Origin of the sequence: Pseudomonas sp. NFACC37-1 (assembly GCF_900101575.1) — a bacterium.
Taxonomy (GTDB): domain Bacteria; phylum Pseudomonadota; class Gammaproteobacteria; order Pseudomonadales; family Pseudomonadaceae; genus Aquipseudomonas; species Aquipseudomonas fluorescens_AA.
The window spans coordinates 22,861-47,020 of sequence record NZ_FMUZ01000020.1 but is presented as its reverse complement, the minus strand read 5'-3'; the positions used below and the strand labels follow the sequence as shown (position 1 = coordinate 47,020).

Genomic DNA, 24,160 nt, shown 5'->3' with positions numbered 1-24,160 from the left:
CTTTGGGACGCAGAGCGTCCCGGGCTGCGTTCCCACGCAGAGCGTGGGAACGATCAATTTCAGCGTTTCACGGCGGTTGGCTTATTCAACTCCGCCCGCTTGCTCAGCAAATCGAACACCGCCGGGTACGCCGGTCGTTCGATGTAGCGCCCGGCGCCGCGCTCGGCCCGCAGGTCGCCGTCGGCCCACACCAGCCGACCCTGGCTGATGGTGTGGCTGGGCACGCCGCGCACGGTCTTGCCTTCGAAGATGTTGAAGTCCACTTGCTGGTGATGGGTCTTGGCTGAGATCGTGCGGCTGCCCTGGGGATCCCAGAGCACCAGGTCCGCATCGGCGCCGACGCGGATCGCCCCCTTGCGTGGGTAGAGGTTGAAGATTTTCGCGGTGTTGGTGGAGGTGAGGGCGACGAAGTCCTGCATCGACAATTTGCCGCTGTTGACCCCCTCGTCCCAGAGCACCGCCATGCGGTCTTCGATACCGGCGGTGCCGTTGGGGATCTTGCTGAAGTCGTCACGCCCGGCGGCCTTCTGTTCGGCGCAGAAGCAGCAGTGGTCGGTGGCAGTGGTGTGCAGGTTGCCGGACTGCAAGCCGTGCCAGAGTGCCTCTTGATGCCCGCGTGGGCGGAAGGGCGGGCTCATCACGTAGCCGGCGGCGGTCTGCCAGTCGGGATCGCGATAGACACTGTCGTCCAGCAGCAGATGCCCGGCCAGTACTTCACCGTAGACCGGTTGGCCCTTGCTGCGGGCGTAGGTGATTTCGTCCAGGGCTTCCTTGGTGGACACGTGCACCAGGTACAGCGGCGTGCCCAGGGTTTCGGCGATGCGGATGGCGCGGCTCGCGGCTTCGCCTTCCACTTGCGAAGGGCGTGACAACGGATGGGCTTCGGGGCCGGTGATGCCCTGGGCCAGCAGCTTGCGTTGCAGGTGATAGACCAGTTCGCCATTCTCGGCGTGCACGGTGGGCACCGCGCCCAATTCCAGGCAGCGCTCGAAGCTCGCCACCAAGGTGTCGTCGGCGGCCATGATTGCATTCTTGTAGGCCATGAAATGCTTGAAGCTGTTCACCCCGTGATAGCTGACCAGCTCGGCCATTTCTTCGCGGACCTGTTCGCTCCACCAGGTGATCGCCACGTGGAAACCGTAGTCACTGGCGCTTTTCTCGGCCCAGCCCCGCCATTGATGAAAGGCTTCCATCAGCGACTGCTGGGGGTTGGGAATCACGAAGTCGATGATCGAGGTGGTGCCGCCGGCGAGACCCGCCGCCGTGCCGCTGAAGAAGTCTTCACTGGCGACCGTGCCCATGAACGGCAACTGCATATGCGTATGGGGGTCGATGCCGCCGGGCATCAGGTATTGACCGCTGCCATCGAGCACTTCGACAGCGCCCGGAACATCCAGGTTGTCACCAATGGCCTTGATCACGCCGTCGGCGCAAAACACATCGGCGCGATAACTTTCATCATGGGTAATAACGGTGGCGCCACGGATCAACAGAGACATTCCGAGTTCCTCGCAGGCATGACCGACTGTTGCCGGTTCTTTATGTTTTATCGATCACGGTAGGTAAAGTCGTGCCGGTTTATATTCTTGTCACAACTGTCAGGATTAGACGCTAGCTGGAGTTTGTGAAATGAGCAAGATTATTTTTTATAAGCTTATGCGTTAAATAACTTATTGAAATTTAAAGATTAAATTATAAGTTCACCAAAATGGTGAGCCTGCTCACCATTTTGACGCACTTGACAGGATTATTATTTGAGCGAGATTTGTCATGGTAAATCAGCGGCTTGAAAGCGTTGCAAGTGCGGCCTAGACACCTCGCGTCGATCCGGGGTGCACCACTTTGAATCTTCCTCTCGACAGGGCGTGAAGGTCATCTAGCCTAAAGGGCGATATGCAGGGAGTGAAACAAGGCAATAACGTGGCTTTAAAACGTTAAACATCAAAAGGTTGAAAGGGTTATATCGATCATCCGGTCAGCTCGGCGCATTATCCGGCACGGTTATTGAGTGCCGTCGTGGGTCTGGCGGGGTGGTCGGTAGCACGCGTGCAAGTACTCCGGCCATCGCCCGTCGATGAGCAAAAATAATGAAAACAGTGGAGCGGACATGACCAGATCAACAGTGACCGAGCGCGACGGATTGTTCGAGCTTGAAGCCGGCAGCGACGTCCTCGACAGCCCCCGTTATAACCACGACATCGCGCCGACCAAGGTGCACGAGCGAACCTGGAACAAATGGCACATCACCGCACTGTGGGTGGGCATGGCGATCTGCGTGCCGACCTACACCCTCGGCGGCGTGCTCACCGCCTATTTCGGCCTGACGGTGGGCGAGGCGCTGCTGGCGATTCTGTTTGCCAACATCATCGTGCTGATCCCCCTGACCCTGAACGCCTTCGCCGGGACCAAGTACGGCATTCCGTTTCCGGTGCTGTTGCGCTCGTCCTTTGGTGTCATCGGTTCCAACGTACCGTGCCTGATCCGTGCCCTGGTGGCGTGCGGCTGGTTCGGTATCCAGACGATGTTCGGCGGGCTGGCGATCCACCTCTTTCTTGGCTCGGTGTTCGACGGCTGGAAGAGCCTGGGGGGCACCGGCGAAGTGATCGGCTTCATGGTGTTCTGGGTCATCAACCTGTGGGTGGTGTTGCGCGGCGCCGAGTCGATCAAATGGCTGGAAACCTTGTCTGCGCCGCTGCTGGTGCTGGTGGGCGTCGGTCTGTTGGTGTGGGCATTGCCCAACGTTTCATTGACTGAACTGATGGCGGTCCCGGCCAAGCGGCCCGAAGGTGCCGGGGTGACCGGCTATTTCCTCGCCGGGCTGACGGCCATGGTCGGTTTCTGGGCCACCCTGTCGTTGAACATTCCGGACTTCAGCCGGTATGCCAAGAGCCAGAAAGACCAAGTCGTGGGGCAGATCATCGGCCTGCCGTTGACCATGTTCCTGTTCGCCTCCCTCGGCGTGGTCATGACCGCCGCCTCGGAAAAACTGGTGGGGGTGACCGTCTCCGACCCGGTGACCCTGATCGGGCACATCCAGAGCCCGGTGTGGGTGGCGCTGGCCATGGTGCTGATCATCGTCGCCACGCTGTCGACCAACACCGCCGCCAACATCGTTTCGCCCACCAATGACTTCCAGAACCTGGCGCCGAAACTGATCGGCCGCACCAAGGCCGTGATGCTCACCGGGCTGGTGGGGTTGGCACTGATGGCCCACGAACTGTTGAAGAAACTCGGCCTGATCGTCTCCGAGGTCAGCCTCGAGTCGGTCTATTCCAATTGGCTGCTGGGTTATTCAAGCCTGTTGGGGCCGATTGCCGGGATCATGGTGGTGGATTATTTCCTGATCAAGAAACAGCAACTGGACCTGGCCGGGTTGTACCGCGACGACATTTACCCGGCGTGGAACTGGAACGGCTTCATCGCCTTTGGCGTGCCGGTGGTGCTGACCTTGTTGTCCCTGGGCAGCGACGCGTTCAGCTGGTTCTACAGCTACGGCTGGTTCACCGGCTCGGCGCTGGGTGGGGTGATTTATTACGGGTTGTGCAGCATGCAGGGGGCTAGCCCGGCTGTCGCCAAGTCACCTCTGCAATAACAGATGAATGCGGTTCCTGTGGGAGCGGGCTTGCTCGCGAATGCGGTGTATCAGCCAGCATTGATGTTGACTGACCCACCGCATTCGCGAGTAAGCCCGCTCCCACACTGGACCGCGTTGAAATGAGATAACGGCCTGAAGGAGATCCCCATGAACGCAGCCATCGACGTCCTGCAATCCACCCACCCGCACATCAACCGCGACCGCCTGTGGCAATCGCTCATGGACCTGGCCCAGCTCGGTGCCACGGTCAAGGGCGGTGTGTGCCGGCTGGCCCTGACCGACCTCGACCGCCAGGCCCGGGATCTGTTCGTGCAATGGACCGAAGCCGCTGGCTGTACCGTCAGCATCGATGGGGTGGGCAATATCTTCGCCCGGCGCCCGGGGCGCAATCCGAACCTGCCACCGGTCATGACCGGCAGCCACATCGACACCCAACCCACCGGCGGCAAGTTCGACGGCTGCTTTGGCGTACTGTCCGGGCTGGAGGTGCTGCGCACCCTCAATGACCTGAACATCGAGACCGAAGCGCCGTTGGAGGTGGTGGTCTGGACCAACGAAGAAGGCTCGCGCTTCGCCCCCTGCATGATGGGCTCCGGGGTGTTCGCCGAGAAATTCACCCTCGAAGAAACCCTCGCCAAGACCGACGCCGAGGGCATCAGCGTGGGCCAGGCGCTCAATGCCATTGGCTATGCCGGCCCGCGCCCGGTCAGTGGGCATCCGGTGGGGGCGTATTTCGAGGCGCACATCGAACAGGGACCGATCCTCGAGGACGAGGGCAAGACCATCGGGGTGGTGATGGGCGCCCTGGGGCAGAAGTGGTTCGACCTGACCTTGCGAGGCGTCGAGGCTCACGCCGGTCCGACCCCGATGCACCTGCGCAAGGACGCCCTGGTGGGCGCGTCGATCATCGTCGGCGCCGTCAACCGCGCCGCCCTCGGTCATCAGCCCCACGCCTGCGGTACGGTCGGTTGCCTGCAGGCCTATCCGGGCTCGCGCAACGTGATTCCCGGCGAGGTGCGCATGACCCTGGATTTCCGTCATCTGGAACCGGCGCGCCTGGACTCGATGATCGCCGAGGTCAAGCAAGTGATCGAAGACACCTGCCGGCAGCACGGCCTGACCTTCGATTTGAAACCCACCGCCGACTTCCCGCCGCTGTATTTCGACCAGGGCTGCGTCGATGCCGTACGCGGGGCCGCCCAGGGGCTGGGCCTGTCTCACCTGGACATCGTCAGCGGTGCCGGCCATGACGCGATCTTCCTCGCCGAACTGGGCCCGGCCGGGATGATCTTCGTACCCTGCGAAGGCGGCATCAGCCACAACGAAATCGAAAACGCCGCCCCCGACGATCTCGCCGCCGGTTGCGCGGTGTTGCTGCGAGCGATGCTGGCGGCCTCCCAGGCGATTGCCGAGGGGCGCATGGCGGCGTGAAGGGTAGAAGATCGCAGCTGAACGTTTATGTAGGAGCTGGCGAAGCCTGCGATCTCTTGATCTTGATCTTGATCTTTCGCTCTCGACTCAATTGGTAATGGAAAGATCGCAGCCTCGTTGCACTCGACAGCTCCTACGTCGCTGCTATGGGGAACGTGTCATCAATGGGGATGGTCGTAACTTCCATGCGCGCCTGAATCACATGGAGACCCAATGAATCAGCAAGTCCCGACCACTGATACCAACCGTCGTCAATTGCTGCAGATCATTGCCGGATTGTCCGACGGGGTGATGTTGATCGAGGTTGACCAGACCATTGCCTGGGCCAACGCCGCGGCCTTGACCATGCACGGGGTCCAGGACCTCTCTGAGCTGGGCACCACGGCCCGGCAATACGCCCAACGATTCAACTTGCGTTACCGCAACAACCATCCGCTGACAGAGGACAGCTACCCCATCGCCCGGGTTGCCCGTGGCGATGAGTTCAGCGATGTGTTGGTGGAGGTCACGCCCAAGGCCGACCCGGATCGCACCTGGGTGCATCGGATCCGAAGCATGGTCCTGGCCGACCGCAACGGCGAGCCGGAGCTGCTTGTGTTGATCCTCAGTGATGCCACCGAATGGGCCAGCGCCGAGCAGCGCTTCGAGAAAACCTTTGGGGCCAACCCGGCGCCGGCGGTGATCTGTCGTCTCAGCGACCTGCGCTACATCAAGGTCAATCCGGGGTTCCTGGAGATGACCGGCTACAGCCGCGAGCAGGTGATCGGGCGTTCGGTGTATGAACTGGATGTGCTCGAAGCCGCCGAAAAGCGCGACCTGGCCGTCGAGCGCCTGGGGCAGGGCGCGACGATTCCGCAGATGCAGGCCGAGTTGAAATTGCCCGATGGCACCACCAAGCAGGTGGTCGTCGCCGGCCAGCCCCTGGACCTGCATGACGAAGACTGCATGCTGTTTTCCTTCATGGACATGGAGCCGCGTCGCAAGGCGGAAACGGCGCTGCGCCAGAGCGAGGAGCGTTTTGCCAAGTCGTTCCGCCTGTCGCCCGTGCCCACCCTGGTGTGCAGCGCCGAACAACAATTGCTGGAAATCAACGAAGCGTTTCTCCAGACCACCGGTTACGCCAGCGAAGAGTTACTGGGTAAAACCGTGGAGGAGATCGGTTTTCTCGACAAGGACGCCGGCGCCGCGCTGTTTGCCCGGCTGGAAAAGGCTGCCGCGGTCTCCAGTATCGACGTCAAGGTGCATAAGAAAGGCGGTGAGCTCATCGATTGTGAGGTCGCTGCCGACACGGTGCTTATCCAGGACAAGCCCTGTTACCTGCTGGTGCTGATGAACATCACCGAACGCAAGCGCTCGGAGCTGGAGCTGGTGGCGGCCATCGAGGAGGTGATGAAAGACGCGTCCTGGTTCAGTCGGACCCTGATTGAAAAACTGGCCAACGTGAAGAGCATCAACGCCCAGGTGCCGAGCGTGTCATTCACCGAACTGACGGCCCGGGAACGGGACGTGCTGGGGCTGATCTGCGAGGGGCTGGCAGACAAGGAAATCGCCGCGAGGCTGAAGCTGGCGCCCAACACCGTGCGCAATCACGTGGCGACACTGTATTCGAAACTGGATGTCCACAGCCGCAGCGAGGCGATTGTCTGGGCGCGAGAGCGGGGTCTGTTCGCCGGCGAATGGCGAATGAAGGCACCATGATAGCCAGTGCAAATGTACCGGGCACACTGGTGCAAATTCGGGTTTTGAACCGGGGAACGGTTCCTTAGGCTATGGGGGTGCGGCATCGTTTGTGATGTCGCGTCCCCGCGAAACACTCAAGGAATATGCCACGATGTGCAGTGAACGAACCCGATACGAGCGCGACAGGATATCTATTCGGACCAGGAGGCCGGCGCTGTCCACCGTTCATTATTTCGCTCAGGGCTGAGGTGCATCCCATGACCCATTTGGCCCCCTTGCGTGCCCGCCTCGAAGAAAGCTTTACGCCGCTGGCCTGCGAATGCAGCCTCAATGGCGACGGCACCCTCACCGTGCGCCTGTATCACCGTGAAAGCGGTGAGGTGGACTTGGTGGTGAGCGGCATGAGTGTCGACAGCGTCCGTTCGGAAGAAAGCCTGGCGAAGCTGATCGAGGAGTTGCGTTATGAGCTTGAAAACACTCCGCTGCATCGCAGTGAACCTCTATAGATAAACATCAGGCACCCCACCCTCCGTAGGAGCTGGCGAAGCCTGCGATCTTTTGATCTTGATCTTTCGCTCTCGACTCAATTGTCTGGAACAAGATCGCAGCCTCGTTGCACTCGACAGCTCCTACACAGCTCCTACACAGCTCCTATAAGGCTGAGGGGATGTGGTTTCCCTACAACAACGCCCCCCGGCAATCGAGCACCAGCCGCGCGCCACCGTGTTCGCTGCTGCCCACCTCCAACGTAAAACCGTGCAGATTGACAATCGCTGCGACGATGGACAGGCCCAGGCCGAATCCGCCGTGCTGGCTGCTGCCCTCTGCGCGGTAGAAACGGCGGAACACCGCCTTGCGCTCCGCCTCGGGAATGCCCGGGCCGGAGTCGAGCACTTCGATGCGGGTGCTGTCGCCTTGGTCGACCCCACGCAGGATCACGGTGCCCCCTGGCGGGGTGAACTTGATGGAGTTGCTCAGCAGGTTCGACACCGCCTCGAACAGCAAGGCCCGGTCGCCGTTGAGCAGGGGCAGGGCGTCGGGCGCCTCCAGGATGAAGGTCAGTTCGCCTTCCTCGGCCAGGGGCAGGTAAAAATCATGCAGCTCCTGCAATAACTGCAACGGATCGAGGCGTACGAAGCCCGAGCGCCGTTGCTGGTCTTCCAGTTCGGAAATCCGCAACAAACCACGAAACCGCGCCATCAGGGTGTCGGTCTCGGCGATTACCTGGTCCATCTGCAAGGCCTCGGGGGAGCCGTCCGGCGCTTGCTGCTGGATGCGATAAAGCTGGGCACGCAGGCGCGTCAGCGGGGTGCGCAGGTCGTGGGCGATGTTGTCGCACACGCCCTTGACCTCATTCATCAGGCGTTCGATGCGTTCGAGCATGGCATTGACGATCGCCGCCAGCATGTCCAGCTCATCGCGCCGGCTCGACAGCGGCAGGCGATGGGTCAGGTCGCCGGCGACGATGGCTTCGGCGCTGGCCTGCAACTGGCGAATCCGTCGTAGCGGTCGGCGGCGCAGCAGGTGCCAGCCAGCGATGCCCGGCAGGATGGTCAGCGATACGCCCCAGAACAGCGCGTGCAAGATGATCCGTGTGACCGCGAACAGCGAGCCGTTGTCCCGCGCCAGGATCAGCCAGCGGCCGTCCTGGGTCCGGGTCGCCACCGCGTCGCAGCTATCGGAAGGCACGCCCGGATCATCGGAATCGACGCAGCCGCCAAGCATGTGGATCCTGCCGTCAAGGGGCAGGTCGGCAGGCACGCGCAGGATCGGCCCGCTCAAATGGCGCAGTTGCGCATCGAACAGCCCGTAGGCGTCGACACCGCGCTCGTCCAGCGTCAGGCTGGCCATGAGCGCATCTTCCAGTTGGTCGCCGTGGATCCGGGCGAACAGGTGCTGGCGCTGCATCAGGGAGTGTTTGGCCAGGCTGTCGAGGTAGCCAAACACTTCGTAATACATCACCCCCATCAGGATCGCGCTCCAGATCACGAACAGCGAGCTGTACAGCGCCAGCAGGCGGCTGCTGGAGGAGCGCCAGCCCTTAGCGGGGTTCAGCAATGACATAGCCGGAACCCCGTACCGTGCGAATCAGCGGTTCCAGGCCCGGCGGGTCGATTTTCTTGCGCAGGCGGCCAATGTGGACGTCGATCAGGTTGGTGCCGGGGTCGAAGTGATAGCCCCAGACTTCCTCGAAAATCATCATGCGCGAGAGGATTTGCCCACTGTTGCGCATCAGGAATTCCAGCAACTTGTATTCGGTGGGCAACAGGCTCAGCAGTTGCCCGTTGCGGCTGGCTTCGCGGCTGATCAGGTTCAGCTCCAGGTCGGCTACCCGCAGTACGGTTTCCGGCTCGCGGGCGCCATTGTTGCGCCGCAGCAGCACTTCGACCCGGGCGGCCATTTCGTCGGTGGCGAACGGCTTGGTCAGGTAATCGTCGCCGCCGGCCCGCAGGCCGCGCACGCGTTCATCCACATCGGACAGGGCGCTGATCATCAGGATCGGTGTGGCCACGCCCATGGTGCGCAGCGTGGTGACGATCACCAGGCCGTCGAGCTCAGGCAGCATGCGGTCCAGCGTGATCAAGTCGTAGTCGCCGCTGACCGCCCGTTCCAGGCCTTCGCGGCCGTTGTCGACCCAATCGACGTCCAGGCCGTTGCGGGTCAGCTCGGCAACGATTTCACGGGCGGTCACGGCGTCGTCTTCGATGGTCAGGATGCGGTTCATGGGCGGTACCGTGTAGGGAAGTTGGAGCGATTGCACAGCATTCTGCCAAAAATTACCTGTCGGCTTTCTGAAAAAAAGTTCATGGACCGGCACGCCGATTCGCTGGCCTGGATCAACACTTGGTCACAAATTATCCCTAACATGAATTTCGCGCGCACTATCATGTTGCGTCTGTTGCCCCGCTTCGGTGCGCCGTTGCCGGGTACCGACGCGAACCGGTGGATGTGTGCCGCAAGGAGCCGAAACTTCACTGAACCTTCAAGGAAGAGCAGCATGATGCAACCTCAAGACGTTCTACGTCGAACATTCGATATCCAGCCGTTGACCCGCGCCGATATGACGGTGCGCCTGGACGGGCAAGCCGTCAACGCCGCCCACGGGGAAACCGTCCTCACCGTCATCCAGTCCCTGGGGCAACGCCAGGTCGCCCGCAACGACCACGACCAGATCAGCGGCGCCTACTGCGGCATGGGCGTGTGCCAATGCTGCCTGGTCAAGATCGACGGCCGCCACAAGCGCCGCGCCTGCCAGACCCTGGTGCGCCCTGGCATGCAGATCGAAACCCGGGCCAACCGCATGACCGAAACGGAGGCGCCATGAGCCTCGATCCGGTGATTGTCGGCGGTGGGCCGGCGGGCATGGCTGCGGCCATCGAGCTGGCCACCCACGGGGTGCGTTGCACCTTGCTCGAAGAGGCGCCGCGCCTCGGCGGCGTCGTGTACCGCGGGCCGCTGCGCGATGGCGTCAGCCTGGATTACCTGGGGCCGCGCTACAGCGAAGCCCTGGAAAAACTCCACGGAGAATACCAGCGCCATGCCGGGTTGATCGATGTGCGATTGGGCAACCGTGTCATCGGTGCCGAAGGCTTCCGGGCGTTGATGCTGCTGGATGCCGACGAGCGCCTGGGGGAGGTCGCCTATTCCCATCTGGTCCTGGCGGCCGGTTGTCACGAACGCAGCGTGCCGTTTCCTGGCTGGACGCTACCGGGGGTGATGATGCTCGGGGGCCTGCAATTGCAGATCAAGAGCGGCGTGGTCCGGCCGCCGAGCCCGGTGGTGATCGCCGGCACGGGGCCGTTGCTGCCGCTGGTGGCCTGCCAGTTGCACGCTTCGGGCGTAGCGGTGGCGGGTGTCTTCGAAGCCTGTGGGTTCGGCCGGATCGCCAAGGAAAGCCTGGCGTTGCTGAACAAGCCGCAGTTGTTCCTCGACGGCCTGAGCATGCTGGCCTACCTCAAGCTCAATCGCATTCCCGTGCGTTATGGCTGGGGCGTGGTGCAGGCTGATGGCGAGGGTGAGTTGAGCCACGTCACCGTCGCGCCTTATTCCGCGACCTGGGAACCGGACCTCAAACGCGCCGAACAGGTGCCGGCCCAGACCCTGGCGGTGGGCTACGGGTTTATCCCGCGGACTCAATTGAGCCAGCAGATGGGCCTGGAGCACGGTTTCAGCGAGGACGGCTATTTGCGGGCCGTGTCCGATGCCTGGCAACAAAGCAGCGAAGCGCACATTCACCTGGCCGGCGACATGGGCGGGATCCGTGGCGGTGAAGCGGCCATGCTCAGCGGGCGCATCGCGGCGTTGTCGATCCTCATGCAACGCAACGTGCTGGATCCGTCCACGGCCCTGGCCCACCGGGAGCGTTACCAGGCGCAACTGGCGCGGATCATTCGCTTTCGCGCCGCCGTGGATCGCTACACCCGGCGTGGTGCCGGGCAAACCGCGTTGCCTGCCGCCGACACGGTGATCTGCCGCTGCGAGCACGCCACCCGCGCCGACATCGACCGGGCGCTGGAGCAAGGCGTGCAAGACATGGCCAGCCTGAAGATGCGCACCCGCGTGAGCATGGGCGATTGCCAGGGGCGGATGTGCGTCGGCTACTGCAGTGACCGCTTGCGCGAAGCCACCGGGCGTGCCGACGTGGGTTGGCTGCGGCCGCGTTTCCCCATCGATCCGATTCCCTTTTCAGCGTTCCAGAACGCCGGCACGGAGGCCGTTTCCCATGATTAAGGACTACGATGTGGTCATCGCCGGTGGCGGTGTGATCGGGGCCTCGTGTGCCTATCAACTGTCCAAGCGCAAGCATCTGAAGATCGCCCTGATCGATGCCAAGCGCCCCGGCAACGCGACCCGCGCCTCGGCGGGTGGGCTGTGGGCCATCGGTGAGTCGGTGGGCCTGGGTTGCGGGGTGATCTTCTTTCGCATGATGTCGGCCAACCGCAAGCGTCAGACCCAGGGCGCCGCCGTGGCGGTGGATGCCAGCACGCCGCACATCCTGCCGCAGTCGTTCTTCGAGTTCGCATTGCAGTCCAATGCGATGTACCCGCAGTTGCACCGGGAATTGATCGACCGCCACGGTATGGATTTCAAGTTCGAGGAGACCGGGCTCAAGTTCGTGATCTACGACGACGAAGACCGTTTGTACGCCGAGCACATCGTCGCCTGCATTCCCCACCTGGCAGACCAGGTACGCTGGCTTGACCAGGCGGCCTTGCGCGAGGCAGAGCCGAATGTGAGCCCTGAGGCCCTGGGCGCCCTGGAGTTTCTCTGCGATCACCAGCTCAGCCCGTTCCGCCTGGCCGACGCCTACACCGAAGGCGCCCGGCAGAACGGCGTCGACCTGTTCTTCAACACCAACGTGACCGAAGTGTTGCGCAGCGGCACGCGGGTGATCGGGGTGCAAACCGCCGAGGCGGGGACTTTCCACTGCCGGACCCTGATCAACGCGGCCGGCGCCTGGGCGGCGGACCTGAGCGAGCAGGCCACCGGCGTGCGGATTCCGGTCAAGCCGGTCAAGGGCCAGATCCTGCTGACCGAACGCATGCCGAAAATCCTCAATGGCTGCCTGACCACCAGCGACTGCTATGTGGCGCAGAAAGACAACGGTGAAATCCTCATCGGCAGCACCACTGAAGACAAAGGTTTCGACGTGACCACGACTTATCCGGAGATCGAAGGGCTGGTGCAAGGCGCGGTGCGCTGTATTCCGCAGTTGGTCGACATCAACCTGAAACGAACCTGGGCCGGCCTGCGCCCGGGCTCGCCCGATGAACTACCGATCCTGGGACCGATGCGCGGGGTGGAAGGCTATCTCAACGCGTGCGGGCATTTCCGCACCGGTATCCTGACCTCGGCCATCACCGGCGTGTTGCTGGACAAACTGGTGAACAACGAGCCCTTGCCGCTGGACATCACGCCGTTCCTGGCGGATCGCTTCGAGGTGGCGCCGGTGGTAAAGCCAAAGGAAATGGAGCTGGCCTGAGCAAATCCTGTGTGGGGTCTGTGATCAATACATATCCCGCAGTCAACCGAAAACAAACTGTGGGAGCGAGCTTGCTCGCGATGGCGTCAGGTCAGTCAGTATCCATGTTGACTGGTACACCGCTATCGCGAGCAAGCTCGCTCCCACAGGGATCCAGGGTGAATCGGAACCCTGCGCTTATTCCATCGGGGTGCTGACAAACGCCTCCAGCCCTTCGGCATAGGCGGTGAACGCGCTGATCGATGGGAATGACTTGCCCTGCACCTGGTCCGACACCACCAGGTGGGTGAAGCTCCAGGCCACTGCCAAGGTGATGCCCGCCTGATCGAGTGTGCCATCGGTGGCCAGTGGCTGTTTCGCCAGTTCCTGTTCGAGCATGCCATAGGCCGCCGCCAGTTGGCCTTCCACACGTTCGACCCAGGGGGCGTGTTGGATTTCTGTCGGCCGCAGGTTGCGTTCGTAGTAGATCTGCACCGACTTCTCGCACGCCGCCAGGGCCAGGCCGATCAGGCGCAGTGTGCGCAGCCGTTGCCCACTGTCGACCGGCATCAGGCTTTTTCCCGGCGCGGCCAAGGCCTCGAGGTAGTCGATGATCAACGTTGAATCCATCAGCACGTTGCCATCGTCCAGCACCAGGGTCGGGGCCTTGACCACCGGGTTGATGCGCTGGAACCGTTCGAAATGCCTGAACACCGAAACGGACTCGTGTTCCAGGGCAACCCCCAGGCACTTGGCGGAAATGGCGACACGTCGCACGTAGGGCGAGTCCAGCATGCCGATCAGTTTCATGACGTCTCCTTCAGGAAATCTTGCGGGCGTTAATCCTCGAACCCGACCTGTTCATGGATCTCATCGACCTTGAGTTCCAGCCGGTAAGCCACGGCGATGAACAACGCCTGGCACAGGCACAACGTGGCGCTCAACGAACGAAAGGCGAACGAACTGCCTTCGTTCACCAGCAACACTGCGTTGGCCCGCTTGGCCAGGGGCGAGAGGTTGCTGTCGGTGATGATCAGGGTCTTGGCTTGGTGATGCTGGGCAATGCGCAGGCAGTGCTGGGTTTCCTTGCCGTAGGGCGTAAAGCTGATGGCGATGACCAGGTCGTTGGCCCGCACACTGCGCATCTGCTCGCGGTAGCTGCCCCCCAGGCCGGATACCAGGTGAATGCGTTTGTTGGTGTGTTGCAGGTTGTAGACCAGGTAATCGGCGACCGCGAACGAGCGGCGTACGCCCACCACGTAGATATTGTCGGCATTGACCACCAGGTCCACGGCCTTTTCGAACGCCTGGTCGTCCAGCTCCAACCCCAGGCGCTCGATGCCCGACAGGGTCGCATTGACGCACTCACGGGCCAGGTCGCCGCCGCTGGCTTTCTGCGACTTGTTGGCGATCATGCTGCGGATGCGCTGCTGATAGTTCTGCACCGGCGTGGTCTTGTGGGTGTAGGCCTCGCGGAACAACGCCTGCATTTCGCTGAACCCGCTGAAGCCGAAGCGCTGGGAAAACCTGACGATGGCCGAGGGGTGCACTTCGCATTCCCGGGCGATGTCACTGATGCGGTCGACCATGATCCGGTCGCTCTGCTGGCTCATGTAGCTGGCGATGCGCTTGAGCTGACGCGGCAGGCTTTCGTATTCGTCGGTGATCAGTTGCAGCAGGCGCTCGGCATTGATCGGTGGGCTCGGGAGGGCGGGTTCGGACGCGCTCTCGGACGGCGCCGGCAGATCATCGGGGCGGGTCATAGAAAATCCTTCTGGCTTGTTCTTATAGGGCGGCCCGAAAAAAGGCCGGCCCTCGACAATAGGTTGGCTGCTCGCAGTCTACAGCGTAGGCGCAGGGAAAATCATGGGCGGACAAATGTTGCAGCAGATGCTGAAACGATGCACTGCGTCTGGTTCGCTTTGGTTGTGGTGAGTTGGAAAAAATATTCCACATAAAAAATTTATAGAATAATTATTGATTGTTGCGCGCTGCTCGTTTTAGTCTGCATTCACCAACAGCGTTGGCGCCGGTGTCGGCGACAAGCGCAGGCTGATAAAAATAACAGGAGCCAGCATGGGCCAGACTCGTTTTGCCAGTGGGCGTCAATTGGATGTGATTTGCCTGGGACGCCTGGGCGTCGACCTCTACGCGCAGCAAGTCGGCGCGCGCCTGGAAGATGTTTCGAGCTTCGCCAAATACCTTGGCGGTTCCTCGGCCAACATCGCGTTCGGCACGGCGCGCCTGGGCCTCAGGTCGGCGATGTTGAGCCGGGTAGGCGATGACCACATGGGCCGCTTCCTGGTGGAGTCCCTGGCCCGCGAAGGCTGCGATGTCAGTGGCATCAAGGTCGATCCCGAACGCCTGACGGCCATGGTCCTGCTGGGGATCAAGGACCGGGAAACCTTTCCCCTGGTGTTCTACCGGGAAAACTGCGCCGACATGGCGTTGCGCGCCGAAGACATCGACGAAACCTTCATTGCTTCCAGCAAGGCGTTGCTGATCACCGGCACGCATTTCTCCACCGACGGCGTCTACAAGGCCAGTATCCAGGCGCTGGACTATGCGCAAAAACATCAGGTCAAGCGAGTCCTCGACATCGATTACCGGCCAGTGCTTTGGGGCTTGGCGGGCAAGGCCGATGGGGAAACGCGGTTTGTGGCCGACCAGAAAGTCAGCCAGCACGTGCAGAGCATCCTGCCGCGTTTCGATCTGATCGTCGGCACCGAAGAAGAATTTCTCATCGCCGGCGGCAGTGAAGATCTGCTGACCGCGCTGCGTACCGTACGCTCGCTGACGGCGGCGACCTTGGTGGTCAAGCTAGGCCCCCAGGGTTGCACGGTGATCCATGGTGCCATTCCGGCCCGGCTCGAAGACGGCGCCATTTACCCTGGCGTGCGGGTCGAAGTCTTGAATGTACTGGGCGCCGGCGATGCGTTCATGTCCGGATTTCTCGCCGGCTGGCTGGAGGATGCCAGCGATGAACGCTGCTGCCAGTTGGCCAATGCCTGCGGTGGGTTGGTGGTGTCGCGCCATGCCTGCGCCCCGGCAATGCCGACCCGGGCTGAACTCGACTATTTGTTCGACAGCCCGGTGCCCATCACCCGGCCGGACCAGGATGTCGTGCTGCAACGCCTGCATCAGGTCAGCGTGCCCCGCAAGACCTGGAAACAGCTGTTCATCTTCGCCTTCGACCATCGCGGACAACTGGTGGAGCTGGCCCAGAAGGGCGGCCGCGCGTTGAGCAGCATCGGCGAACTCAAGCAACTGTTCATCCAGGCGGTGGCGCGGGTCGAAGCCGACCTGCGGCACCAGGGCATCGAGGCTGATGTCGGTCTGCTGGCCGACCAGCGCTTTGGCCAGGATTCGCTGAACGCTGCCACTGGCCGCGGCTGGTGGGTGGCACGGCCGGTGGAAGTGCAGGGTTCGCGGCCACTGGCTTTCGAACACGGGCGCTCCATTGGCAGCAACCTGATCGCCTGGCCCCAGGAGCAGATCATCAAGTGCCTGGTGCAATTTCACCCGGACGACGAACCGCTGCTGCGCCTGGAGCAAGAGGCGCAATTGATGGGGTTGTACAAGGCCTCCCAGGCCAGCGGTCATGAATTGCTGCTGGAAGTCATTCCGCCCAAGGATCATCCATCACCGCACCCGGATGTGCTCTATCGCGCTCTCAAGCGCCTCTACAACCTGGGCATCTTTCCGGCGTGGTGGAAGATCGAAGCCCAGGGCGCGGATGAGTGGCAGCAGCTCGATGAGCTGATCCAACAGCGCGACCCGTATTGCCGTGGCGTGGTGCTGCTGGGCCTCAACGCCCCGGCCGCCGCGTTGGCCGAAGGGTTTCGCCAGGCCAGCCAGAGCAGCACTTGCCGCGGTTTTGCCGTGGGCCGCACGATCTTCCAGGAACCGAGCCGGGCCTGGCTGGCCGGGGAAATCGATGATGAAACGCTGATCCAACAGGTGCAGGGCCGGTTTGTGGAGCTGATCGAGGCCTGGCGTGCTGCGCGGGCGTGATGGCGTTACAAGGCCTTTGTGGCGAGGGGATTTATCCCCGTTGGGCTGCGAAGCGGCCCCTTGACGGCTGAATGTAAATTGCCTGACACACCGCGTTGCCAGAGTTTGGGGCCGCTTCGCAGCCCAGCGGGGATAAATCCCCTCGCCACAGTGATGTATTCACAAATGGTTTTCGATATTCAGTTTGAGAACAATAAAAGGTGCAGCCATGCCCGCTATTCGAATTGGCATCAACCCGATTTCCTGGAGCAACGACGACTTGCCATCGCTGGGCGGCGAGACGCCGTTGAGTACCGCGCTGAGTGAAGGCAAAGCCATCGGCTACGAAGGCTTCGAGCTCAACGGCAAGTTCCCCAAGGACGCCAAGGGCGTCGGCGATGTGCTGCGGCCGTATGACCTGGCGCTGGTCTCCGGCTGGTATTCCAGTCGCCTGGCCCGGCGCTCGGCGGCGCAGGAGATCGACGCCATCGCCAGCCACGTCGAGCTGTTGGCGCAGAACGGCGCCAACGTGCTGGTGTACGGCGAGGTCGCCGACTCCATTCAAGGCCAACGCATTCCATTGGTCGAGCGGCCGCGTTTTCACACCGACGAAGCCTGGCAAGCCTACGCTGACAAACTCACCGAACTGGCGCGCTTCACCTTGTCCCAAGGCGTGCGCCTGGTCTATCACCACCACATGGGCGCTTATGTCGAGTCACCCGCGGACATCGACAAATTGATGGCCCTGACCGGTAGCGAAGTGGGCCTGTTGTTCGATTCGGGTCACTGCTACATGGGCGGTGGCGAACCGTTGCAGGTGCTGCGCAAACACATCGAACGGATCTGCCATGTGCATTTCAAGGACGTGCGCAAGCCGGTGGTGCAACTGGCGCGCAATAACCTTTGGAGCTTCCCCGACTGCATCATCAACGGCACCTTCACCGTGCCGGGAGATGGTGACATCGACTTTGCCGCGTTGCTCGATGTGCTGCTGGCCGCCGACTACCAAGGCTGGCTGGTGGTGGAAGCCGAGCAGGATCCCGCCGTAGCGCCGAGTTATGCCTACGCCAAGAAGGGTTACGACACTCTGCGTGCCTTGCTGGAAAGGAGTGCGTCATGAGCCTGTTGATCAAGAGCCATCCCAGCGGCCGAACCATGGTCCAGTTGCCAGCGGGTGAGTTGGAATACGTCGGGTTCGCCGCCTACCGCCTGGGCCTGGGTGAAACCCTGCCGGTGGCCGCCGGGGACCAGGAGCTGTGCCTGGTGCTGCTCAGTGGTCGCATCAGTCTCAAGGGCGAAGCGCCGGGGCAGGGCGCCTTCGATTGGGACAACCTGGGTGATCGCCAGTCGGTGTTCGAGGACAAGTCACCCTATGCCGCTTACCTGCCACCGGGCAGCCAGGCCCAGGTCACTGCCCTGAGCGATGTGCAGGTGGCGGTGTGTGCCGCGCCAGGTTCGGCGCGTAACGAATACGGCCCACGGCTGATCCGCCCGGAGAGCATGAAACGCAGCGTGCGCGGCAAGGGCGCCAACACCCGTTATGTCTGCGACATTCTGCCGGACAGCGAACCGGCCCACTCGCTGCTGGTGGTGGAAGTGCGCACGCCGTCGGGACACTCTTCGAGTTACCCGCCACACAAGCACGACACCGACGACCTGCCACACCAGAGCTTTCTCGAAGAGACCTATTACCACCAGGTCAACCCGTCCCAAGGCTTCGTGTTCCAGCGGGTCTACACCGACGATCGCAGCATCGACCAGGCCATGGCGGTGGAAAACAGTGACCTGGTGGTGGTACCCAAGGGTTATCACCCGGTCAGTGTGCCCTACGGGTACGAGTCGTATTACCTGAACGTCATGGCCGGCCCGAAGCGGGTCTGGCAATTCCATAACGATCCGCAGCACAGCTGGCTGCTGGATCTCTGACCCCATACATACGCAGGGAGAACAAGAACAATGAGCGACGCCCCGATAGTAGGCCATTACATCAACGGTCGAGTGCAGGCCAGCGACAACGCGCGCCTGAGCAATGTCTTCAACCCGGCCACCGGCGCGGTGCAGGCCCGGGTGGCCCTGGCCGAACCGGGCACTGTCGACGCGGCGGTGGCTTCGGCGCTGGCGGCGTTCCCGGGCTGGTCCGAGCAGTCGTCCCTGCGTCGTTCGCGGGTGATGTTCAAGTTCAAGGAATTGCTCGATCGGCATCACGACGAACTGGCGCAGATCATCAGCCGTGAACACGGCAAGGTGCTGTCCGACGCCCACGGTGAAGTCACCCGGGGCATCGAGATCGTCGAGTACGCCTGCGGTGCGCCGAACCTGCTCAAGACCGATTTCAGCGACAACATCGGTGGCGGCATCGACAACTGGAACCTGCGCCAGCCCCTGGGCGTATGCGCTGGGGTCACGCCGTTCAATTTCCCGGTGATGGTGCCGCTGTGGATGATTCCCCTGGCGCTGGTTGCCGGTAACTGCTTCATCCTCAAGCCTTCGGAGCGTGATCCGTCCGCCAGTTTGCTGATGGCCCGCTTGCTGACGGAAGCCGGCCTGCCGGATGGCGTGTTCAACGTCGTCCAAGGCGACAAGGTGGCGGTGGATGCGCTGTTGCAGCACCCGGACATCGAAGCGATTTCCTTTGTCGGCTCCACACCGATCGCTGAGTACATCCACCAGCAAGGCACGGCGCACGGCAAGCGTGTCCAGGCCCTGGGCGGGGCGAAGAACCACATGATCGTCATGCCCGATGCCGATCTCGACCAGGCCGCGGATGCGTTGATCGGGGCGGCCTACGGCTCGGCCGGCGAACGCTGCATGGCGATTTCCATCGCCGTGGCGGTGGGTGATGTGGGGGATGAATTGATTGCCAGACTGTTGCCCCGTATTGATCAACTGAAGATCGGCAACGGCCAGCAGCCCGGCACCGATATGGGGCCGCTGGTCACCGCCGAGCACAAGGCCAAGGTGGAAGGTTTCATCGACGCCGGCGTGGCCGAGGGCGCGCGCCTGATCGTCGATGGCCGTGGTTTCAAGGTGCCGGGGGCCGAGCTGGGGTTCTTTGTCGGGGCGACGCTGTTCGACCAGGTCACCGCTGAGATGAGCATCTACCAGCAAGAGATTTTCGGGCCGGTGCTGGGGATTGTCCGTGTGCCGGACTTCGCCACGGCGGTGGCGCTGATCAACGCCCATGAGTTCGGCAACGGCGTGTCGTGCTTCACCCGTGACGGTGGCATCGCCCGGGCGTTCGCTCGCAACATCAAGGTCGGCATGGTGGGCATCAATGTGCCGATCCCGGTGCCCATGGCCTGGCATTCCTTTGGCGGCTGGAAGCGTTCGCTGTTCGGCGATCACCATGCCTACGGCGAAGAAGGGCTGCGCTTCTACAGCCGCTACAAAAGCGTGATGCAGCGCTGGCCCGACAGCATCGCCAAGGGGCCCGAGTTCAGCATGCCGACTGCTCAATAACCCGTTTTTTACAAGTGCCGGAGGGAGAATAACAATGAACAAGCCCCTGCGTTTTGCCTTGAACCGAATGGTTGCACCGCGCCTGTCACTGCCCGAGTTCATCGACCTGGCGCTGGCGTTGAGAACCGATGCCATCGAGATCCGCAACGATCTGAAGGGTGTGGAGATCGAAGACGGCATGCCGCCCGGTCGGGTGCGCGAGTTATGTGAGGAAAGGGGCATCAAGGTGTTGTCGATCAATGCCCTTTACCCCTTCGACGTGTGGAACGAGGAGCGTCGGACCCAAGCGGTGAGGTTGGCCGACTACGCCCGCGAATGCGGCGCCGAAGGGCTGGTGATGTGCCCGCTCAATGACCGCGCCGACTCGCGCAGCGAAGCCGAGCGCGCCACAGGGCTGCGTACGGCCCTTAGCGAACTGGCACCGATCCTGCGCGCCTTTGGCATCTACGGCTTCATCGAGCCTCTGGGTTTCGAAGAGTGCTCGCTGCGGCGCAAGCGCACGGCAGTGGACGCGATCCAGGCCATTGGCGGGCTGGATGTGTTCCGCCTGGTGCACGACACCTTTCACCATCATCTGGCAGGGGAGCAGGCGTTCTTTCCCGAACTGACCGGGCTGGTGCACATCTCCGGCGTCGAAGATGCCCAGGCCCCCTTGGCGACCATTCGTGACGGCCACCGGGTGCTGGTGGGTGCGGCTGACATTCTCGGCAATGCCGCGCAGATCGAGGCGCTGCGGGCCGGGGGGTATGAGGGCTACCTGTCCTTCGAGCCGTTTGCCGAGAGCGTCCACGAACTGGCCGACATTCGCCAGGCGTTGGGGGCGAGCATGAATCACCTGCGCAATCCCCAGGCCTGACACGATTGTTGGTCTGGCGCAGACCCCATGTGGGAGCGGGCTTGCTCGCGAAGGCGGTGGCACATTCAACATCGATTTCGCCTGGCACACCGCTTTCGCGAGCAAGCCCGCTCCCACAGGAGATTTGGGCCAGCCGCAAGATGTGCATTCCAAAAAAAGGTGCAAGCATGACCACAACACGACTGACCATGGCCCAGGCCCTGGTGAAATTCCTCGATAACCAATACGTCGAGGTCGATGGCGTCCAGAGCAAGTTCGTCGCCGGGGTCTTTACCATTTTCGGCCATGGCAACGTGCTGGGCCTGGGCCAGGCGCTGGAGCAGGACAGCGGCGACCTGGTGGTCCATCAGGGCCGTAACGAACAGGGCATGGCTCACGCGGCCGTCGGTTTTGCCAAGCAGCACCTGCGGCGCAAGATCTACGCCTGCAGCTCGTCGGTGGGCCCTGGTGCGGCGAATATGCTGACCGCCGCGGCCACCGCCACGGCCAATCGCATTCCGTTGCTGTTATTGCCCGGCGATGTCTATGCCAGTCGCCAGCCGGACCCGGTGCTGCAGCAGATCGAACAGTTCCACGACCTGAGCATCAGCACCAACGACGCCTTCAAGGCCGTGAGCAAATACTGGGACCGCATCAACCGCCCCGAGCAGTTGATGACCGCGGCGATCCAGGCCATGCGCGTGCTCACCGACCCGGCTGAAACCGGCGCGGTGACTCTGGCGCTGCCCCAGGACGTCCAGGCCGAAGCCTACGATTATCCGGACTACTTCCTGCAAAAACGCGTGCACCGCATCGACCGTCGCCCAGCCACCGAGGCAATGCTCGGCGACGCCCTGGCGCTGCTCAAGGGCAAGCGCCGACCGTTGATCATCTGTGGCGGCGGCGTGCGGTATTCCGGGGCCAATGCGGCGTTGCAGGCCTTCGCCGAGCGTTTCGACATTCCCTTCGCCGAGACACAGGCCGGCAAGAGCGCCGTGGTGTCCAGCCACCCGCTGAACGTCGGCGGCGTCGGTGAAACCGGTTGCCTGGCGGCGAACCTGCTGGCCAAGAAAGCCGACCTGATCATCGGCATCGGCACGCGCTACAGCGATTTCACCACCGGCTCCAAATGGTTGTTCCAGCAGCCGGACGTGCAGTTCCTCAACCTCAACATCAGCCCCTGCGACGCCTTGAAGCTCGACGGCGTGCAACTGCTGGCCGATGCCCGCTCGGGCCTGGAGTCACTGTCCGCCGCGCTGGGTGACTATCGCGCTGAATGGGGCGGGCAGATCGCCGACGCCAAGGCCCAGTTGGATGCCGAGGTCGATCGGATCTACCAGGCCGATTATCAAACCGAGGATTTCCTCCCGGAAATCGACGACCACATGGACCCGGCGGTGTTTCGCGAATTCATCGAACTCACCGGTTCCTGCCTGACCCAGAGCCGTGTGCTGGGCACCCTCAACGAAACCCTGGCCGACGATGCGATTATCGTCGCCGCCGCCGGCAGCTTGCCCGGCGACTTGCAGCGCGCCTGGCGCAGCAAGGGGGTGAACACCTATCACGTCGAGTACGGCTATTCGTGCATGGGCTATGAGGTGAACGCGGCCTTGGGTGTGAAGCTCGCCGAGCCCGATAAAGAGGTGTACGCCCTGGTGGGTGATGGCTCCTACATGATGCTGCACTCGGAACTGGCGACCTCGATCCAGGAGCGCCGCAAGATCAACGTGGTGCTGCTGGACAACATGGCCTTCGGCTGCATCAACAATTTGCAGATGGGAAATGGCATGGACAGCTTCGGCACCGAATTTCGTTTCCGCAACCCGGACACCGGCAAGCTCGACGGTGACTTCGTGCCGGTGGACTTCGCCATGAACGCTGCGGCCTACGGCTGCAAGACCTACAAGGCGACGACCCTGGAGGAGCTGCGCGCGGCCCTGGCGGATGCGCGGCGCCAGACGGTCTCCACCTTGATCGATATCAAGGTCCTGCCCAAGACCATGATTCACAGCTACCTGTCGTGGTGGCGTGTGGGCGTGGCGCAAGTCTCCACCAGCGCCCGCACCGATGCCGTCGCCAAGACCCTCAACGAACGACTGGCCAAGGCCCGTCAATACTGATTGCCCCAACCCCCCCTACGAAAGGAGTTCTACATGTCTTTGAAGCTGGGCGTCATCGGCACCGGGGCCATCGGCCAGGACCATATTCGTCGTTGCAGCCAGACCTTGCTCAACAGCCAGGTGGTGGCGGTGACTGACATCAACCTGCAACAAGCGGCCAATGTCGTTGCCGATCTCAAGCTGACCGCCGAGGTCTACCCCGACGGTCATGCGCTGATCAAGGCGCCGGACGTGGAGGCGATCCTTGTCACCTCCTGGGGCCCGAGCCATGAAGAATTCGTGCTGGCGGCGATTGCAGCGGGCAAACCGGTGTTCTGCGAAAAGCCCCTGGCGGTCACGGCTGAAGGTTGCCGCAAGATCGTCGACGCCGAAGTGGCCCATGGCAAGCGCCTGGTGCAGGTCGGTTTCATGCGGCCCTACGATGAAGGCTATCGCGCGCTCAAGGCGGTGATCGACAGCGGCCAGATCGGTGAGCCGCTGATGCTGCACTGCGCCCACCGTAACCCGCGCGTGGGCGAGAACTACAAGACCGACATGGCGATCACCGACACCCTGATCCACGAGCTGGATGTGTTGCGCTGGTTGCTGGCCGATGACTACGTGTCGGTGCAGGTGGTGTTCCCACGCAAGACCAGCAAGGCCCTGGCTCACTTGCGGGACCCGCAGATCGTCCTGTTGGAAACCGCCCGGGGCACGCGCATCGACGTCGAGGTGTTCGTCAATTGCCAGTACGGCTATGACATCCAGTGCGAAGTGGTGGGAGAGACCGGCATCGCCAAGCTGCCGGAACCGTCCCAGGTGCAACTGCGTAGCGGCGCCAAGCTGTCCAATGCGATCCTGATGGATTGGAAAGACCGCTTCATCGCCGCTTATGACGTCGAGTTGCAGGCCTTCATCGACGGCGTGCGCGCCGGGCAAGTGGGCGGGCCCTCGGCCTGGGATGGGTTTGCCGCGGCGGTGGCGGCGGATGCCTGTGTCGAAGCGCAGCAGAGCGGGCAGATCGTCAAGGTCGAGCTGCCCGAGCGCCCACCCTTCTATGGCTAACCCGCAATCCCTTGTGGGAGCGGGCTTGCTCGCGAAGGCAG

The 24,160-nt window shown here is 62.4% G+C and carries 19 protein-coding genes; 14 read left to right on the top strand and 5 right to left on the bottom strand.

All coding sequences use genetic code 11. The features are described from left to right. Window positions 1-59: 59 nt before the first annotated feature. The gene (gene hydA, locus BLP82_RS19635; protein WP_092171880.1) at window positions 60-1,499 is read right to left on the bottom strand and encodes a dihydropyrimidinase; all 1,440 of its coding nucleotides are present in this window, start codon (window positions 1,497-1,499) and stop codon (window positions 60-62) included. A 608-nt stretch (window positions 1,500-2,107) separates the two neighbouring features. Here hydA and BLP82_RS19630 point away from each other — a divergent pair. The 4 genes from BLP82_RS19630 to BLP82_RS19615 all read left to right on the top strand — a co-directional run bounded on the left by BLP82_RS19630 (window position 2,108) and on the right by BLP82_RS19615 (window position 7,212). Continuing rightward, the gene (locus tag BLP82_RS19630; protein ID WP_092171876.1) at window positions 2,108-3,592 is read left to right on the top strand and encodes an NCS1 family nucleobase:cation symporter-1; all 1,485 of its coding nucleotides are present in this window, start codon (window positions 2,108-2,110) and stop codon (window positions 3,590-3,592) included. Window positions 3,593-3,742: 150 nt separating this feature from the next. Beyond that, window positions 3,743-5,026: a Zn-dependent hydrolase gene (locus BLP82_RS19625; protein WP_092171872.1), complete on the top strand. Its 1,284-nt coding sequence runs from the start codon at window positions 3,743-3,745 to the stop codon at window positions 5,024-5,026. A 213-nt stretch (window positions 5,027-5,239) separates the two neighbouring features. Beyond that, window positions 5,240-6,724, top strand: coding sequence for a PAS domain S-box protein (locus tag BLP82_RS19620; protein ID WP_092171868.1), 1,485 nt, complete (start codon window positions 5,240-5,242; stop codon window positions 6,722-6,724). A gap of 239 nt (window positions 6,725-6,963) precedes the next feature. Then, a complete protein-coding gene (locus BLP82_RS19615) occupies window positions 6,964-7,212 on the top strand; it encodes a DUF1652 domain-containing protein (RefSeq protein WP_092171864.1) in 249 nt (82 codons plus the stop codon). 172 nt (window positions 7,213-7,384) lie between these two features. On the opposite strand, the gene BLP82_RS19610 is transcribed toward BLP82_RS19615, so the two are convergent. Both BLP82_RS19610 and BLP82_RS19605 read right to left on the bottom strand, forming a co-directional pair. Next, window positions 7,385-8,770 carry a sensor histidine kinase gene (locus BLP82_RS19610; RefSeq protein ID WP_092171861.1) on the bottom strand — a complete coding sequence of 462 codons (1,386 nt, stop codon included), beginning with the start codon at window positions 8,768-8,770 and terminating at the stop codon, window positions 7,385-7,387. Beyond that, on the bottom strand, window positions 8,748-9,431 hold the full coding sequence (locus BLP82_RS19605) for a response regulator transcription factor (RefSeq protein WP_039592999.1): 684 nt from the start codon (window positions 9,429-9,431) through the stop codon (window positions 8,748-8,750). Before BLP82_RS19605 ends, BLP82_RS19610 begins: the two co-directional genes overlap by 23 nt. Window positions 9,432-9,707: 276 nt before the next feature. Here BLP82_RS19605 and hcnA point away from each other — a divergent pair, with 276 nt between their 5' ends. The 3 genes from hcnA to hcnC are packed head-to-tail and all read left to right on the top strand — an operon-like array spanning window position 9,708 to window position 12,689. Further along, window positions 9,708-10,031 carry a cyanide-forming glycine dehydrogenase subunit HcnA gene (gene hcnA, locus BLP82_RS19595; protein WP_072404983.1) on the top strand — a complete coding sequence of 108 codons (324 nt, stop codon included), beginning with the start codon at window positions 9,708-9,710 and terminating at the stop codon, window positions 10,029-10,031. Further along, complete coding sequence (gene hcnB, locus BLP82_RS19590; RefSeq protein ID WP_092171853.1) at window positions 10,028-11,437, top strand: cyanide-forming glycine dehydrogenase subunit HcnB; 1,410 nt, start codon at window positions 10,028-10,030, stop codon at window positions 11,435-11,437. Before hcnA ends, hcnB begins: the two co-directional genes overlap by 4 nt. Further along, complete coding sequence (gene hcnC / locus BLP82_RS19585; protein WP_092171848.1) at window positions 11,430-12,689, top strand: cyanide-forming glycine dehydrogenase subunit HcnC; 1,260 nt, start codon at window positions 11,430-11,432, stop codon at window positions 12,687-12,689. The genes hcnB and hcnC overlap by 8 nt, the downstream gene beginning before the upstream one ends. Window positions 12,690-12,866: 177 nt before the next feature. Here the strand turns inward: hcnC and BLP82_RS19580 are convergent, their stop codons facing one another. Beyond that, window positions 12,867-13,478, bottom strand: coding sequence for a glutathione S-transferase (locus BLP82_RS19580; RefSeq protein ID WP_092171844.1), 612 nt, complete (start codon window positions 13,476-13,478; stop codon window positions 12,867-12,869). Between the two features lie 29 nt (window positions 13,479-13,507). Next, window positions 13,508-14,431, bottom strand: a complete 924-nt coding sequence (locus BLP82_RS19575) for a MurR/RpiR family transcriptional regulator (protein WP_003202885.1) — start codon at window positions 14,429-14,431, stop codon at window positions 13,508-13,510. A 313-nt stretch (window positions 14,432-14,744) separates the two neighbouring features. On the opposite strand from BLP82_RS19575, the gene iolC reads away from it, so the two are divergent. The 7 genes from iolC to BLP82_RS19540 all read left to right on the top strand — a co-directional run bounded on the left by iolC (window position 14,745) and on the right by BLP82_RS19540 (window position 24,119). Then, the gene (gene iolC / locus BLP82_RS19570; RefSeq protein ID WP_092171840.1) at window positions 14,745-16,682 is read left to right on the top strand and encodes a bifunctional 5-dehydro-2-deoxygluconokinase/5-dehydro-2-deoxyphosphogluconate aldolase; all 1,938 of its coding nucleotides are present in this window, start codon (window positions 14,745-14,747) and stop codon (window positions 16,680-16,682) included. A 208-nt stretch (window positions 16,683-16,890) separates the two neighbouring features. Continuing rightward, on the top strand, window positions 16,891-17,781 hold the full coding sequence (iolE, locus tag BLP82_RS19565) for a myo-inosose-2 dehydratase (RefSeq protein ID WP_092171837.1): 891 nt from the start codon (window positions 16,891-16,893) through the stop codon (window positions 17,779-17,781). Beyond that, entirely contained in the window at window positions 17,778-18,587 is an 810-nt protein-coding gene (iolB, locus tag BLP82_RS19560) for a 5-deoxy-glucuronate isomerase (protein ID WP_092171832.1), read from the top strand. The genes iolE and iolB overlap by 4 nt, the downstream gene beginning before the upstream one ends. A 30-nt stretch (window positions 18,588-18,617) precedes the next feature. After that, on the top strand, window positions 18,618-20,120 hold the full coding sequence (locus BLP82_RS19555; RefSeq protein WP_092171828.1) for a CoA-acylating methylmalonate-semialdehyde dehydrogenase: 1,503 nt from the start codon (window positions 18,618-18,620) through the stop codon (window positions 20,118-20,120). A 34-nt stretch (window positions 20,121-20,154) separates the two neighbouring features. After that, on the top strand, window positions 20,155-20,976 hold the full coding sequence (locus BLP82_RS19550; RefSeq protein ID WP_092171823.1) for a TIM barrel protein: 822 nt from the start codon (window positions 20,155-20,157) through the stop codon (window positions 20,974-20,976). Window positions 20,977-21,143: 167 nt separating this feature from the next. Then, window positions 21,144-23,075 carry a 3D-(3,5/4)-trihydroxycyclohexane-1,2-dione acylhydrolase (decyclizing) gene (gene iolD, locus BLP82_RS19545; RefSeq protein WP_092171819.1) on the top strand — a complete coding sequence of 644 codons (1,932 nt, stop codon included), beginning with the start codon at window positions 21,144-21,146 and terminating at the stop codon, window positions 23,073-23,075. Window positions 23,076-23,108: 33 nt separating this feature from the next. Beyond that, on the top strand, window positions 23,109-24,119 hold the full coding sequence (locus BLP82_RS19540) for a bifunctional inositol 2-dehydrogenase/D-chiro-inositol 1-dehydrogenase (protein ID WP_092171815.1): 1,011 nt from the start codon (window positions 23,109-23,111) through the stop codon (window positions 24,117-24,119). The last annotated feature ends 41 nt before the right edge of the window (window positions 24,120-24,160 follow it).